At 52.7% G+C, this 15,226-nt stretch carries 17 protein-coding genes; 6 read left to right on the forward strand and 11 right to left on the reverse strand.

The features are described from left to right. Positions 1-10: 10 nt before the first annotated feature. Together QBD29_RS09035 and QBD29_RS09040 are read right to left on the reverse strand one after the other, a co-directional pair. Complete coding sequence (locus QBD29_RS09035) at positions 11-1,381, reverse strand: glutamine synthetase family protein (RefSeq protein ID WP_280097766.1); 1,371 nt, start codon at positions 1,379-1,381, stop codon at positions 11-13. Next, positions 1,374-2,060 carry a type 1 glutamine amidotransferase gene (locus QBD29_RS09040; protein WP_280097767.1) on the reverse strand — a complete coding sequence of 229 codons (687 nt, stop codon included), beginning with the start codon at positions 2,058-2,060 and terminating at the stop codon, positions 1,374-1,376. The genes QBD29_RS09035 and QBD29_RS09040 overlap by 8 nt, the downstream gene beginning before the upstream one ends. A gap of 226 nt (positions 2,061-2,286) precedes the next feature. On the opposite strand from QBD29_RS09040, the gene QBD29_RS09045 reads away from it, so the two are divergent. Next, complete coding sequence (locus QBD29_RS09045; protein ID WP_280097768.1) at positions 2,287-3,510, forward strand: acyl-CoA dehydrogenase; 1,224 nt, start codon at positions 2,287-2,289, stop codon at positions 3,508-3,510. A gap of 65 nt (positions 3,511-3,575) precedes the next feature. Here QBD29_RS09045 and QBD29_RS09050 read toward each other — a convergent pair whose 3' ends face one another. The 3 genes from QBD29_RS09050 to secG all read right to left on the reverse strand — a co-directional run bounded on the left by QBD29_RS09050 (position 3,576) and on the right by secG (position 6,332). Then, a complete protein-coding gene (locus QBD29_RS09050) occupies positions 3,576-4,028 on the reverse strand; it encodes a TerB family tellurite resistance protein (protein WP_280097769.1) in 453 nt (150 codons plus the stop codon). Between the two features lie 57 nt (positions 4,029-4,085). Beyond that, entirely contained in the window at positions 4,086-5,729 is a 1,644-nt protein-coding gene (locus QBD29_RS09055; protein ID WP_280097770.1) for a CTP synthase, read from the reverse strand. Positions 5,730-5,966: 237 nt separating this feature from the next. Beyond that, on the reverse strand, positions 5,967-6,332 hold the full coding sequence (gene secG, locus QBD29_RS09060; RefSeq protein ID WP_280097771.1) for a preprotein translocase subunit SecG: 366 nt from the start codon (positions 6,330-6,332) through the stop codon (positions 5,967-5,969). 229 nt (positions 6,333-6,561) lie between these two features. On the opposite strand from secG, the gene QBD29_RS09065 reads away from it, so the two are divergent. From QBD29_RS09065 to QBD29_RS09080, 4 genes are all read left to right on the forward strand, one after another. Beyond that, positions 6,562-7,857 carry an adenylosuccinate synthase gene (locus QBD29_RS09065; protein WP_280097772.1) on the forward strand — a complete coding sequence of 432 codons (1,296 nt, stop codon included), beginning with the start codon at positions 6,562-6,564 and terminating at the stop codon, positions 7,855-7,857. A 10-nt stretch (positions 7,858-7,867) separates the two neighbouring features. After that, on the forward strand, positions 7,868-8,098 hold the full coding sequence (locus tag QBD29_RS09070; RefSeq protein ID WP_280097773.1) for a DUF2842 domain-containing protein: 231 nt from the start codon (positions 7,868-7,870) through the stop codon (positions 8,096-8,098). Between the two features lie 135 nt (positions 8,099-8,233). Next, on the forward strand, positions 8,234-9,718 hold the full coding sequence (locus QBD29_RS09075) for an inorganic phosphate transporter (protein ID WP_280097774.1): 1,485 nt from the start codon (positions 8,234-8,236) through the stop codon (positions 9,716-9,718). A gap of 96 nt (positions 9,719-9,814) precedes the next feature. Then, complete coding sequence (locus tag QBD29_RS09080) at positions 9,815-10,276, forward strand: helix-turn-helix domain-containing protein (protein ID WP_280097775.1); 462 nt, start codon at positions 9,815-9,817, stop codon at positions 10,274-10,276. A gap of 56 nt (positions 10,277-10,332) precedes the next feature. Here QBD29_RS09080 and QBD29_RS09085 read toward each other — a convergent pair whose 3' ends face one another. The 6 genes from QBD29_RS09085 to rpsF all read right to left on the reverse strand — a co-directional run bounded on the left by QBD29_RS09085 (position 10,333) and on the right by rpsF (position 14,348). Then, entirely contained in the window at positions 10,333-11,715 is a 1,383-nt protein-coding gene (locus tag QBD29_RS09085) for an aminotransferase class III-fold pyridoxal phosphate-dependent enzyme (protein WP_280097776.1), read from the reverse strand. A 126-nt stretch (positions 11,716-11,841) separates the two neighbouring features. Beyond that, on the reverse strand, positions 11,842-12,225 hold the full coding sequence (locus tag QBD29_RS09090) for a DUF2237 domain-containing protein (RefSeq protein ID WP_280097777.1): 384 nt from the start codon (positions 12,223-12,225) through the stop codon (positions 11,842-11,844). 64 nt (positions 12,226-12,289) lie between these two features. Continuing rightward, entirely contained in the window at positions 12,290-12,823 is a 534-nt protein-coding gene (locus tag QBD29_RS09095; RefSeq protein WP_280097778.1) for a tetratricopeptide repeat protein, read from the reverse strand. Positions 12,824-13,100: 277 nt separating this feature from the next. Next, positions 13,101-13,739 carry a 50S ribosomal protein L9 gene (rplI, locus tag QBD29_RS09100; protein ID WP_280097779.1) on the reverse strand — a complete coding sequence of 213 codons (639 nt, stop codon included), beginning with the start codon at positions 13,737-13,739 and terminating at the stop codon, positions 13,101-13,103. 11 nt (positions 13,740-13,750) lie between these two features. Then, positions 13,751-13,978, reverse strand: a complete 228-nt coding sequence (gene rpsR, locus QBD29_RS09105) for a 30S ribosomal protein S18 (RefSeq protein ID WP_069299854.1) — start codon at positions 13,976-13,978, stop codon at positions 13,751-13,753. A 16-nt stretch (positions 13,979-13,994) separates the two neighbouring features. Further along, positions 13,995-14,348 carry a 30S ribosomal protein S6 gene (gene rpsF, locus QBD29_RS09110; protein ID WP_280097780.1) on the reverse strand — a complete coding sequence of 118 codons (354 nt, stop codon included), beginning with the start codon at positions 14,346-14,348 and terminating at the stop codon, positions 13,995-13,997. A 287-nt stretch (positions 14,349-14,635) separates the two neighbouring features. Here rpsF and QBD29_RS09115 point away from each other — a divergent pair, with 287 nt between their 5' ends. After that, positions 14,636-15,208 (forward strand): YceI family protein, encoded by a 573-nt coding sequence (locus QBD29_RS09115; RefSeq protein ID WP_280097781.1) that lies wholly within the window; start codon positions 14,636-14,638, stop codon positions 15,206-15,208. The last annotated feature ends 18 nt before the right edge of the window (positions 15,209-15,226 follow it).

Raw genomic sequence — 15,226 nt, forward strand, 5'->3', positions numbered from 1 at the left:
GGCACGTGCCTTAAACGTTCATCAGCAGGTGTTCCCGTTCCCACGGGCTGATGACTTCCTGATAATCCTCTAATTCTTTGTGTTTTGCTGCTTTGTACACTGCCGTGAATTCTGGACCCATCATGTCTGTGAGCGCATCGCTGTCATCAAGCAGGTTCAAGGCTTCGCGCAAGGACGGTGGAATGTCACGCTCCGCGTCATATGCTTCGCCGGTGGCTGCGATACGTGGAGTGAGTTTATTTTTTAAACCAAGATACCCGCAGGCCAATGACGCCGCCAAACCGATATACGGGTTGCAATCCATGCCAGCGACACGGTTTTCAACGCGACGGGATTCAGGTTCCGAAATCGGAACGCGGATGCCTGTTGTGCGATTGTTTTCGGCCCATTCCAGATTAATCGGGGCAGAAAAATTGGCCACATACCGACGATAGCTGTTCACATAGGGTGCGATGAACGGCGTGGCCGCAGGCAGATGAGTTTGCAAGCCAGCGATAAAGTGGCCAAAAGCCTCGGTTGGGTTGCCATCCGCATCGGTAAAGATGTTCTGGCCCGTTTTGGTGTCCAACACAGAATGGTGGATGTGCATCGCTGACCCAGGCTGATCGCCCATCGGTTTGGCCATGAAGGTGGCATAACAATCATGACGCAGCGCGGCTTCTTTGATCAGGCGCTTAAAGTAGAAAACCTCATCCGCCAGTTTCACCGCATCACCATGTTTGAGGTTGATTTCAACCTGACCTGCGCCGCCTTCCTGGATGATGGTGTCGATTTCAAAGCCTTGCGCCTCGGCAAAATCGTAAATGTCGTCGATGACGGGACCGTATTCATCCACCGCTGACATGGAATAGGCCTGCATGGACGCCGCAGGGCGGCCTGTGCGACCAAGTTTTGGGACAATAGGTTGGTTGGGGTCCGTGTTACGCGCCACAAGAAAAAATTCCATTTCTGGTGCCACAACAGGGGCGAGCCCGTCTGCTTCATAGAACGACAGAACCCGTTTCAGTACATTGCGCGGGATTAGCGGCATTGGGTTGCCATTAAGGTCCGTCACATCATGGATGATTTGTAAGGTGACATCCCCCGTCCATGGCGCAGCGGTTGCGCTGGAAAAATCGGGAGTCAGGATCATATCGCCTTCTGTGTATTGGTTTTCAATCTCGTCCATATCGACGTAAGAGCCTGTCACCGTTTGATAAAAAATACTGTCGGGCAAATACATCGGATCGAGGCGGCCAAATTTGCGCGCGGGCATACATTTGCCGCGTGAAATTCCTGTGGTGTCCGAGATGATGCACTCAACCTCTTCCAAGCGGCTGTCTTTGATGTAGTCCTGCGCGGCTTGCGGAATCTTTTCGATCCATTTCAAACGATCATCCATTGGCATTGCCCTGTTTCAAAAACGTTTCGAAATGGTTTGCCATGTGTTCCTTGGCAACAGGTTTGTCTGCGCTCTTTATGGCTGCAATCCGTTGGTCATCGGGCACAACGCCTTTGGCCCGCGTGTTGGCAAGCCCTGTGACAAAACCAGCATCAAATTCGGGATGGGGTTGAATGGTATAGATATGTTCACCAATGGTCAGCGCTGCATGAGCACAAAAATCGGTGCTGGCGACAGTTTTCGCGCCCTTGGGTGGGGTTATCACCTGATCCTGATGCCATGCAAACAGCGGGAGTGTTTCGCCGCCTGCATCGTATTCCACGCGGCCCACAGACCAACCGCCGTCAAATTTCTCGACCGTACCACCTAGGGCTTGGGCAATAATCTGATGGCCAAAACACACGCCAATCATAGGCGATTTTGCGGCGTGGATGTCGCGGATCAGATTTTCAAGCGGGGGAATCCAATCATGGTCTTCATAGGCGCCGTGGCGTGATCCTGTGATGATCCATCCCTCCTGTTCCGACACTGTTTTTGGAAAAACGTGCTCCAGAATGTCATAGGTCGTAAATTCAAACCCGCGACCGTCGAGCATCCGTTCGAACATATCGCCATAGTCCCCAAACTCTGGCGCAAGTTGTTCGGGGGATTTTCCTGTTTGCAGGATACCAATTTTCATAAAACACCCATTGATGGCTTTCGTGTAGTCCCGCGTCCGTTTGACGGGGCGCGACACAGTCATAGCCCGATTATCTGGACAAGGTTTCACGAAACGCATTTGTCGCACCCCGTGCGGTTGGATCATGGCTAGCATTGACGTAGCTTGGGGGGCAAGAGCCTTGATATGTCCTACCTATTGGCATACCAACGCCGCAACGATTTAAATGCCACAAAGAGGTTCCGTCATGAACGTGCAAACGCCAAGCCTGAAAGCCAAAGACAAACCTGATCTGAGCTCGTTTCAGTGGGATGATGCGCTGCTGCTTGAAGATCAGCTGACCGAAGAAGAGCGGATGATCCGCGACTCTGCGCGGGCCTATGCACAGGAAAAATTGCAGCCACGGGTGACAGATGCTTACGCCAGCGAAAGCACGGATCCTGAGATTTTTCGCGAAATGGGCGAGATGGGCCTGCTTGGCGTTACTGTGCCAGAAGAATATGGCGGCATTGGCGCGGGTTACGTGACCTATGGTCTGGTTGCACGCGAAGTGGAACGTGTGGACAGTGGCTATCGCTCTATGATGTCTGTGCAATCCTCGCTCGTGATGTACCCAATCTATGCCTACGGCTCTGAAGAGCAGCGCATGAAATATCTGCCTAAATTGGCCTCTGGCGAATACATTGGCTGTTTTGGTCTGACAGAACCTGATGCAGGGTCTGACCCAGGTGGCATGAAAACACGGGCGGAAAAAGTGCAGGGCGGCTATGTCCTGAACGGGTCCAAAATGTGGATTTCAAACGCACCGATTGCCGATGTGTTTGTGGTTTGGGCAAAATCCGAAGAACATGGCGGTAAAATCCGTGGCTTTATCTTGGACAAAGACACCAAAGGCCTGACGGCGCCAAAGATCGAAGGCAAACAATCGCTGCGCGCGTCCATCACGGGTGAAATCGTGATGGACAATGTGGAAGTGGGCGAAGACGCGCTTTTGCCAAATGTCGAGGGCCTGAAGGGGCCGTTTGGGTGTTTGAACCGTGCACGTTACGGTATTTCTTGGGGCGTTCTGGGGGCTGCGGAAGCCTGCTGGCACGGCGCACGGCAATACGGGTTGGATCGCAAACAGTTCGGCAAACCGCTGGCACAAACACAGTTGTTCCAGAAAAAACTGGCCGACATGCAAACAGAAATTACGCTTGGGCTTCAGGCCTCTTTGCGGGTTGGGCGTTTGATGGACGAAGCAAATGCCGCACCAGAAATGGTGTCCATAGTGAAGCGTAACAACTGTGGCAAAGCGCTCGATATTGCGCGGATGTCGCGCGATATGCACGGGGGCAACGGGATTTCACAGGAATTTCAGGTAATCCGTCACATGATGAACCTTGAAACAGTGAACACCTATGAAGGCACACATGATGTTCATGCGCTGATCCTTGGGCGGGCGCAAACGGGCTTGCAGGCGTTTTTCTAAAACTACGGATTGGGGCGCTGCCCCAAACCCCGAGATATTTTTGGCCAAAAGAAGAGCAGGGCGGTTTAGCCCTGTTCGAGTTGCGCAACGACTTTTTGGCGGGCGAGGCCGCTGTCGCGGTCGTTCACGCCGAGCAGATTGACGATGAGGCGGATGAATCCGTCTTCTTCGTGATCGCGTGTTCCGTCAGCGAGTGCCACACGCCATAAGGCTTCAACCACGCCTGAGCGATCCTCGTAGGGCACAGCTTCTTTGACAATTTTAGTGAACCGCACGGTGTCAGGCGCTTGTTCTTCGAGCGTTTCTGCATCCGATTTCAGCTGCTGCGCATCTGCATCCGATAGCACGTAGCGGGTTTTCAAAACTTCGGTGATCATGCGTTGTTCCGCCGCTTCGTAATGATCATCCGCGCGGGCAATGCGCACAAGAAGCGTGGCAAGCGCCGCGCGCGCGTCCTCCGGCTGAAGGTCCGCACGGGCATTGGGTGTTGAGAAGAGGTCGATGAGGGCTTGGAACATGGGTTTAACCTATGGAGTGGGAGAAGGGCCCCTGATTGGATCAGGGGCCATGTTAGATTAAACGAGGCGGCTTTGCTCCACCGCGGCTTTTACAAATTCGCGAAACAGCGGATGCGGCTCAAACGGTTTGGATTTGAGTTCGGGGTGGAATTGCACACCGATGTACCAAGGATGGTCTGGGACCTCTACGATTTCGGGTAGGCGGCCATCTGGGCTCATGCCGGAGAATTTCAAACCCTTGGCTTCCAAATCTTCGCGGTATTTGATGTCCACTTCGTAGCGGTGGCGGTGGCGTTCTGAAATGGAGGTTGAACCATAGATTTCAGCCACTTGACTGCCTTCGGTCAAGGTCGCGTTATAGGCCCCGAGGCGCATGGTGCCGCCCTTGTCGTCGGTTTCTTCGCGTTTGATGGTGCGATTGCCTTCGACCCATTCTTTCAGGTGATACACCACAGGCGTAAAGCGTTTTTTGCCAGCTTCATGGTCGAATTCTTCGGACCCTGCATCGCTGACACCTGCCAGATTGCGGGCTGCTTCGATTACGGCCATTTGCATGCCAAGGCAGATACCAAGGTAGGGGACTTTGTGTTCGCGGGCAAATTGGGCGGCTTTGATTTTGCCCTCTGTGCCGCGTTCGCCAAAGCCACCTGGAACGAGGATGGCGTTGAAACCTTCGAGATAGGGTGCTGGGTCTTCGCGTTCAAAGAGTTCAGCATCGACCCATTCGACCTTCACTTTGACGCGGTTTGACATTCCACCGTGGGTCAGAGCCTCGGCAATGGATTTATAAGCGTCCTCAAGCTGGGTGTATTTGCCCACGATGGCCACTTTGACCTCGCCATCGGGGTTGTGAACACGGTCGGATACGTCTTCCCATGTGGCCAATTTTGGCTTTGGCGCTGGTTTGATGCCAAAAGCGTCCAGAACCGCCTGATCAAGACCTTCTTTGTGATAGGCCAGCGGCGCGTCATAGATGGACGGCAGATCATAAGCGGCGATCACGCTTTCAGGGCGCACGTTACAGAACAGGGCGAGCTTTTCGCGCTCTTTCACAGGAATCGGATGTTCAGAGCGGCAGACCAGCACATCAGGCGCGATGCCGATGGATTGCAGTTCTTTCACGCTGTGCTGAGTTGGTTTGGTTTTCAATTCACCCGACGCGTTCAGATAGGGCAGGAGCGTGAGGTGCATAAAGATACATTCGCCGCGCGGGCGTTCATGGGCAAATTGGCGAATGGCTTCAAAGAAGGGCAGACCTTCGATGTCCCCCACTGTGCCGCCGATTTCACATAGCATGAAATCCACTTCATCATCGCCGATGCGCAAGAAATCTTTGATTTCATTGGTCACATGAGGAACCACCTGAATGGTTTTTCCCAGATAATCGCCACGGCGTTCTTTTTCGAGAACATTGGTGTAGATGCGACCTGAAGACACCGTGTCGGTGCCACGCCCTGCAACGCCTGTGAAACGTTCGTAGTGTCCAAGGTCGAGATCGGTTTCAGCCCCATCATCTGTGACAAACACTTCTCCATGTTCAAACGGCGACATCGTACCAGGGTCAACATTGAGGTAAGGGTCAAGTTTGCGCAAACGCACAGAATAGCCGCGGGCCTGCAACAAAGCCCCAAGCGCCGCTGACGCGAGCCCTTTGCCAAGGCTCGAAACCACACCACCAGTAATAAAGATATAACGCGCCATCGTGGGCTGCTCCCCGTGTTCTTTTTGTTGCTTATGGAAGTCCGCTACAGTCGGCAGAAGAGCTGCACGTGACCATGTCCACGGGATTTAAGGATAATGGGATTCGGGGGATAGGTGCAACCCAGAACCGCAGAATATGGTAGAGAATTTTGAATGGTCCCCAAGGTCTAGGGGGCAAAAATCCAATCGGGCCAAATCAGGCCCGATTGGATGTATGTGGTGCGCCCAAGGGGCGTTTTAGTCTTCCGCGGTCGGCGGTGTTGTTGGCTCGTCTTCTGCGGTTGGAGGCAGAAGGTTGCCACCCAACGGAGAGTCGGTTGCATCATCTGTCGCCGCAGTTGGTGCGGTCAAATCGCCAGACAGCAGGGAATCATTTGCAGCATCGCGCGAAGACACGATGGTCAGCGCCAAACAGGCCACCATGAAGCCCGCGCCAAAGAACCATGTCAGCTTTGCAACAGGGGTCGCAGGGGGTCGGCCGCCCGTGCCGTTTCCACCGCCGCCGCCAATGCCCAAACCGCCCCCTTCAGAGCGTTGCAAAAGGACAGTCACAATCAAGCAAAGCGCCAGAATGAGCAGGATAACAAGGATGATATTTGACATGTGTGCGGTTCTTTATCGTAAGGCCTGTGATCCGCGAGAAGCGGTATGGGCGGGTGAATAGCGGATTGTAACAGGGTTGTCTAATGGGAAGTGGGCGATTCAAGGCTATTTGGGGAACTTCGGCCCAAGTTTAAAGTGATCTACGCCAACTGCGGCGATTTAGGTGTTTCGGCCCGCCCATTGCATCGCTATACGGGGCAGGGTTTTTGAACATCACGGGACGATTGATATGGCCAATGTAGTTGTTGTGGGCGCGCAATGGGGCGACGAAGGAAAGGGCAAAATCGTTGATTGGTTGTCCGAGCGTGCAGATGTAATTGCGCGATTCCAAGGGGGCCATAACGCGGGCCATACGTTGGTGATTGATGGGGAAGTCTATAAACTTCACGCGTTGCCATCTGGTGTTGTACGCGGTGGCAAACTGTCGGTGATTGGCAATGGTGTCGTTTTGGACCCATGGCATTTGATCAAAGAGATCGGCACGATTGAAGCCCAAGGCGTAAAGATTACTCCTGAAACGTTGATGATTGCGGAAAACACGCCGCTGATCCTGCCGATTCACGGGGAATTGGACCGCGTGCGTGAAGAAGCGGCCAGCAAGGGGACCAAAATCGGGACCACGGGCCGCGGCATTGGCCCAGCCTATGAAGACAAAGTTGGCCGTCGTTCGATCCGCGTGGCAGATTTGGCCGATGATGCCACGTTGGAAGCGCGTGTTGATCGTGCGTTGCAACATCACAACCCATTGCGCAAAGGGCTCGGCTTTGACGAGATTGACCGCGATGCACTCATCGCCCAATTACGTGAGATCGCGCCGAAGATTTTGCCATTTGCAGCCCCTGTTTGGAAAGTGCTGGCGGAAAAGCGCAAAGCGGGCAAACGCATTTTGTTTGAAGGGGCGCAAGGGGCGCTTCTTGATATCGACTTTGGAACCTATCCATTTGTGACCTCGTCCAACGTGATCGCAGGGCAGGCGGCCACAGGCGTGGGCCTTGGCCCAACGGCAATTGATTATGTGCTTGGCATTGTTAAGGCCTACACCACCCGCGTGGGTGAGGGGCCTTTTCCATCTGAACTGCACGACGATGACGGGCAGCGATTGGGGGAGCGGGGCCATGAGTTTGGCACGACCACGGGACGTAAGCGCCGTTGTGGGTGGTTTGACGCGGCATTGTTGCGCCAGACCTGTGCCACATCTGGGATTACGGGGATTTGTCTGACCAAACTTGACGTTTTGGATGGATTTGAAACGTTGAAAATCTGTGTGGCCTACGAATTGGACGGTAAACGTTTGGATTACCTGCCAACGGCGGCGGATGAGCAGGCCCGTTGCACGCCGATTTACGAAGAGATGCCAGGTTGGTCAGAAAGCACAGAAGGGGCGCGCTCTTGGGCCGATTTGCCTGCTGCTGCGATCAAATACATTCGTCGCGTTGAAGAATTGATTGATTGCCCGGTTGCACTTGTTTCCACATCACCAGAGCGGGAAGACACCATTTTGGTAACCGACCCGTTTGCGGATTAAGGATTAGATCATGGCTCTTTCCTATAAGGCGCGGCGGCGCTGGTCTTTGGTGCTGCTTTTGATTTGGTTGCCGATTTATTGCATCATTGCGGTGACGATCATGACGGCTTTGCCGCGCTTTCCAATTCTTGTGGAACTGCTGATTTACGTGTTCTTGGGCATCGCTTGGGCGTTGCCGTTTAAGTTTGTGTTCAAAGGCGTGGGCAAAGACGACCCAGACAACGATACAAACGAACAATAATTCCGAAAAAAGCGTAACTTGATTAAAGTTCGTTACATGACTGTTACAAAGATTTCATATAGCACTCGCGAAGACGGGAATCACCGTTAAATTTTTGTGACTGGGCAGTCCCGGTCCTGTGTTGGAGACACTGCCATGTCAAAGAACCCTCGCCCAAATAAGGCGCTCGATCGCGACCTTAAAAGCCGCGTTTATCTGGAAAATGCGAATACGGCCATTCGGCGCCCACTGGTTGCCCCTGCTTTGGCTGGGCTGTTTATTCTGATCGCCGTATTGGCCGCCGCAAGCGTATTTGGCTTTGCAGGTCAGGGCTTTATCATCGCAATTGCTGCTGGTCTTGGCGCGTATATGGCCTTGAACATTGGCGCGAACGATGTGGCCAACAATGTTGGTCCTGCGGTTGGTGCTGGTGCGCTGTCTATGGGGGGCGCGTTGTTGATTGCGGCTGTGTTTGAAAGTGCAGGCGCGCTTTTGGCAGGCGGTGACGTGGTTGGAACCATTTCCAAAGGCATTATTGATCCTGCAGCTGTTGGTGAACCACGGGTGTTCATCTGGGCCATGATGGCCGCGTTGATTGCATCAGCGGTTTGGGTGAACCTGGCCACATGGATTGGCGCACCCGTGTCCACCACACACTCTGTTGTTGGTGGTGTAATGGGGGCAGGGATCGCAGCAGCCGGTTTTGCCGCTGTGAACTGGCCCACAATGGGTAAAATCGCGGCCAGCTGGGTGATTTCACCAATGCTTGGCGGTCTGATCGCAGCGTTGTTCCTGTGGTTCATCAAATCGCGTGTGGCCGATCAACAAGACAAAATCGCGGCTGCGCGTCGTTGGGTTCCTGTTTTGATCGCCATCATGGCGGGTGCGTTTTCGGCCTATTTGGCGGTGAAAGGCGTAAAGAAGATCATCAAAATTGATCTACAAACCGCCATTCTGATTGGTTTGGGCATGGCGGCGTTGTTCTATTTCGTGACCCGCCCAATGATCAAAAAACAATCCGAAGGCAAAGCCAACACCAAAGAAACAGTCCGCGGGCTGTTTACGATCCCAATGATCTTTTCCGCTGCGCTGTTGTCATTTGCACATGGTGCAAACGACGTGGCAAACGCGGTTGGCCCCTTGGCCGCCATCGTTCATACGGCTGAAGCAGGGGACGTGCTTGCCAAAGTGTCCATTCCGATCTGGGTTATGGTTGTGGGGGCCTTTGGCCTGTCCTTCGGTCTGTTGTTGTTTGGCCCGAAACTGATCCGCATGGTTGGTCAGCAAATCACCAAACTGAACCCGCTGCGCGCGTATTGTGTGGCCCTGTCTGCGGCGATCACAGTGATTGTGGCCAGCTGGCTCGGCCTGCCTGTGAGCTCCACACATATCGCTGTTGGCGCCGTGTTTGGTGTTGGTTTCTTCCGCGAGGCGCACTGGCGTGTCACAACCAACAAATCTTACGTGGAACAGGTTGTTGCAGCAGAAGCGGCGAAATCTGAAAAGAAGAAGCGCAAGCACCGCAAGCTCGTTCGTCGTTCCCACTTTATGACCATCATTGCGGCATGGGTTATCACCGTGCCTGCGGCGGCGGTTCTGTCAGGAATGGTGTTCCTGCTGTTGAACACATTTGGCGGCTAATAACCGTTTAAACGCAAATACTTGCTTTCGTTTCTGAAAGCAGGACGATAGGGTGGCTTTTGAAAATAAAGCCACCCTTTTTCGTGAAGATACCTCATGCCCAATACCCGCCGTTCTGATTGCCCGTTGTCGTGTTTTCTGGATGAATGGGGGGATAAATGGACGTTTCTTATCCTGCGTGATCTGTTGAGTGGCCCACGCAAATTCAGTGGTTTTCTGGAAAGTGCCGAACCTTTGCCCACGAACCTATTGTCCAACCGTTTGGTCAAGCTGGTCGAGGGGGGCTATGCGATCAAAATCCAATACCAAGAACGGCCCAAACGGTTTGAATATGAAATCACCGACAAGGGGCGGAGTTTGGTGCCCATTATGCAAGCGATGATTGGCTGGGCAGAAACACATTTAGATAGTGTCGCAGCGGCCCCAGCAGGACTGACAGCGGTGGAAGCGAAGCCTGTGAAAGCAAAACCTGCATCAGCAAAACCAGCGGCGCAAAAGAAGCCGAAACAGACCAATGAAACACCCACAGCGCCGTCACAAGGGGCGTTTGATTTCTAGAATCAAAAAGGCCGCAGAGAAGTCTGCGGCCTTTTGTAATTTTGCGACGGGCTGGTTTAGCCAAACACCTCTGTCAACGCCTTGTCCATTGCGCCTGTGATTTCGTCGATATCGTCTTTCGTGGAGATCAACGCAGGGGACAAGCACAGTGTGTTGTTCAAGCCTGGCAATGAGCGGTTGGTCATACCGATGATCACGCCTTGGGCCATACAGTTGGCAACCACGGCTGCGACCATTTTCTCGTCTGCCGCTTCTTTTGTGTCGCGGTCTTTGACCAGCTCGGCACCAAGGAACAGACCTTTGCCGCGCACTTCGCCGATATTTGTGTGCTTGTCCATCAGCTCACCCAATTTACCAAGGCAGTATTCGCCCATGTCGATGGTGTTCTGCAGAAGGTTCTCTTCTTCGATGATCTTCATGTTTTCGATCGCTGCCGCAGGGCCGGCTGCGCAGCCGCCGAATGTGGACACATCGCGGAAGTAGGACATTGGATCGTCAGCGTTGTCTTTGAACTGTTCAAACACGGCTTCTGTTGTCACACAGCAAGAGATCGCAGCATAACCAGAGGCCACGCCTTTCGCCATTGTCACGAAGTCAGGCTTGATGCCGTAGTGCTGATAGCCAAACCATGTGCCTGTACGGCCCACGCCACACACAACTTCGTCGATATGCAGTAGGATTTCGTACTTTTTACACAGCTCTTGGATGCCTTCCCAATACCCCTTTGGCGGAACGATGACGCCGCCACCTGCGGTGATCGGCTCAAGACAGATCGCACCGATTGTATCTGGGCCTTCGCGCAGGATAACTTCTTCGGTCGCTTTCACACAGGCCGCGCCGTACTGTTCGGCGGATACACCGTGTTGGTTGCGGTATTCGAGGCAGTGTGGAACCTGCACGAAGCCTGGAGTGAACGGGCCGTATTGTGCGTTACGCTCTGGCTGACCGCCAGCGGACAGGGTTGCGATTGTTGTGCCGTGATAATCACGCTCGCGGAAGAGGATTTTGTTTTTCTTGCCGCCGTGTTTGTTGTGGGACAACTGGCGCACCATTTTGAAGGCTTTTTCGTTCGCTTCGGACCCAGAGTTTGCGTAATAGACGCGGGACAGGCCCGGCATTTTGTCTGTCAGCATTTTGGAAAAAATTGCGCCTGGGATTGATCCCGCTGTTTGCGCAAAATAGTTCATTTTAACCAGCTGATCCCGCACTGCATCCGCAATACGTTCGCGGCCATAGCCCACATTTACGGTCCAGACGCCACCAGACACAGCATCCAAATGCTCTTTGCCTTTCTGGTCCCAAACACGGTTGCCTTTGCCTTCGACGATGATACGCGGATCAACGGTTTCAAACGGTTTGTGTTGGATCAGGTGGTGCCACACGTGGGCGCGGTCATTTTCAACGATTTCTTGAATGTCATTGGTGGTCATCGAGTCCATTGCAGGCACCTTTCAGTTGTCAGAGGAAGGGGCGGGAGTGATTCCTCGCCATTTTTCTAACATGGACCAAAGCGGAAAACGGGGACCAGTGTATAGGGCCAGAGTTTTGGCCACATAAGGCCAGATTCAATTCATATCGAGCGCTTTAGCCCGCAGAATTTCAAAGGGGATGGTGTCCAGCGTATTGATGTGTGTGCTTTCTAAAACCACATGGGGCGCGGCGCCGTTTGCATCGGCTTGCGCCCAGCGATCCGCACATAAACACCACCGATCCCCTGCCTTTAAACCAGCAAAACCGTATTCGGGGCGTGGTGTGGACAGATCGTTGCCGACAGACTTTGAAAACGCGAGGAAATCATCGGTTAGCAGGCAACATACGGTATGTTTGCCGTGATCCATCGGACCCGTGTTGCAGCAGCCATCGCGAAAGAACCCTGTGACAGGATCAGTAGAACAGGGCTTCAAGACCTCACCCAAGACGTTCAGGCTGTCATCCATATCTGGTTTCATAGGATCCTCACAAAAATACGGCCACCGTAAAGGTGGCCGCATCTGATTGGAATGTCACGTAAAATTAGTAGGTGACAGTTGTTTGGATTGCATTTTCCAGCATCACATAGGCCCAGCTGTCCGCGTGACCGCGGTCGCGAATTTCGGCCAGCTGTGCTTTGGCACCTGCCATATCGCCATCAGCAACAAGGCCTTGGCCCATGTAAGAGCGTGCAAGGATGTAATCTGGGTCAATCGCCAATGCGCGAGCGTAATATTCCATCGCAATCGCCGTGCGGCCCAATTTGCGGTTAGCAAAGCCAAGATAGTTTAGAACCCGTGGGTCGTCTTGGTTCTCGGCCAATTGAAGAAGGTTAATCGCGTGCTGAAACTGACCATCATAGGCCATCGCACGGGCATTCACGTAAATGAAATCATCGTCAAACATGCCTCGGGATGCTTCGACACATTTTTTGGTCTTTTTGTCGTACACAAGGCCCTTTTTCTCGCACTTCTTTTTTGAAGCCTTAGAAGAACCGCCGCCATCGCCCGCTGCAAATGCACCGCTTGCGACGGAAAGGCTGACCATTGTTGCCGTTACCAAAGGTAAAAATTTCATTGTGTTGCTCCTTCAAACTGCGCCAAGCCTGTCTTAACGCTTGCAATTTATAAACACCTTATCGAGAAAATTATTCGAGTATAGTGCTCTAACGTCTTCGTGATGAAACTGTGACTGTCTCGGTATCACTTAGTTAGTCTACGCAGAATATGAAGGAATGGTTCACAAATTTTACGCAATCGGCAACGCGCGCCAGAATTTGCCGATAAAAACACCCAGACTCAAAAGGCCCGCTGACGGATCAGCGGGCCTTTGAATTTTAGATAATGACAGAGACTTAAGCTTTTGGCTCTTCGCTGTCTTCAGCAGGGGCTTCGTCTTCGTCAGAAGACGGAACAGCCTCTTCCAGATCGTCGAGCGCAGCGGAACCGATATCGTCGAACAATTCAGCGATTTCGAATTCTGCTTCTGCTTCCGCTTCGGCTGCCAGCTCTTGGATAGACTTACCAGAGGCTTGCAGTTCTGCTTCTTCTTGGGAGCGTGCAACGTTGATCTCTACTGTGCATTCCACTTCTGGGTGGAGACGTACGATCATGTTGTGAACGCCCAGCTCTTTGATTGGCGCTTCCAAGATCATCTGTTTCTTATCTACAGAGAAACCAGCTTCTGTCGCTGCATCAGCGGCATCGCGGTTGGAAACGGAGCCGTACAAAGAACCAGCATCAGAGGCGGAGCGAATCACAACAAACTGTTGTCCGTCGAGTTTTGCAGCCACTGCTTCGGCTTCTTTCTTGGTCTCAAGGTTCTGAGCTTCAAGCTGTGCTTTGCGGTTTTCAAAGCTTTCCATGTTGCCTTTGGTGGCGCGCAGCGCTTTGCCTTGGGGCAGCAGGAAGTTACGTGCGTAACCTTGCTTTACAGAAACCACATCGCCCATTTGACCGAGCTTTGCGACGCGTTCGAGAAGGATAACATCCATGAGTGTACTCCTTACTTCACAGCGTAGGGCAGAAGTGCCAAGAAACGTGCGCGTTTGATGGCTTTGGCCAGCTCGCGTTGTTTCTTTGCAGAGACTGCGGTGATACGAGATGGAACGATTTTGCCGCGCTCAGAGATGTAGCGTTGCAGCAATTTCGTATCTTTGTAGTCGATCTTTGGCGCGTTATCGCCAGAGAACGGACAAGATTTACGACGGCGGAAAAATGGTTTGTTAGCCATGATTTAGCGTCCTTTCTTAACGTTCGCGGCGACGTTCGTCGCGGGAGTTTTTGGCTTGAATTACAACAGACGGGCCTTCTTCGTGCTCATCAACTTTGATGGTCAGAACGCGCATAACGTCTTCGTGCAAACGCATCAGGCGTTCCATCTCGGCGACAGCAGGCGCAGGAGCGTCTGTGCGCAAGAAGGCATAGTGGCCTTTGCGGTTTTTGTTGATCTTATAGGCCATTGTTTTCAGACCCCAGTATTCGTTCTCGACAACTTTACCACCGTTGTCTGTCAGAACGGCGCCGAAATGCTCAATGAGGCTTTCGGCTTGCGCGTTGGAAAGATCCTGACGCGCAATAAATGTGTGCTCGTAGAGCGCCATTTTATCACCATATGTAAGCGTGCTTCAAAACCGGGTTTATCCTTGTGCGCCCCGGTACGAGAGGCATCCGCGTGAAAGAGAAGATGCACAAGATTTGTGGGGTTTAGCAGAGGCGCGGGGGAATGCAAGAAGAAGTGCGCACGAATGCGAATTTCGCGCTATGGTGCGAACCATTGTCCTATTCGTTGCGAAATATGGAACACAGAATTTTGATCTCGCATCTGTTGAGGCTATTTAAATTACTGTTACACCTTTGACGATAATCTTTTGGACATGGAGGTCCCCTTATGAAAACCACTTTATTCGCCGCTGCCCTCGCACTTGTTGGAACAGGCGCTATCGCAGAGCCAGCAAAATACACGCTGGATTCCAGCCACAGCCAAATCCTTTTTTCTTATGACCACATCGGGTTTTCCACCACATGGGGCATGTTCTCTGGTTTTGCTGGTGAAATCATGTTCGACGAAGCTGATCCAGCGGCGTCCTCTGTGTCTGTATCCATGCCACTGAGCTCTATGTTCACAGGCTGGGAAGCACGCACAGGCCATTTCATGTCCCCAGACTTTTTTGATGCCAAGGGTGATGAGGTTGTGTCTTTCACATCCACTGGTATCGAAGTGACAGGCGACAAAACTGCTGTAATCACAGGGGATCTGAGCTTGAACGGTGTGACAAAATCTGTGGCGCTTGATGCGGTTCTGAACAAAGCAGACACACACCCAATGGCCAACAAAGCATGGTTGGGCTTTGATGCAACAACAACTTTGTTGCGTTCTGACTTTGGCTTGGGCGCATTCGCACCAGCCGTGAGCGACGAAGTAGAGGTTAAAATCTCAATCGAGGCGGCTGCAGCTGAATAAGCCACCTTTGATCAATTC

It is taken from the genome of Amylibacter sp. IMCC11727, from assembly GCF_029854195.1.
Classification (GTDB): Bacteria; Pseudomonadota; Alphaproteobacteria; order Rhodobacterales; family Rhodobacteraceae; genus Amylibacter.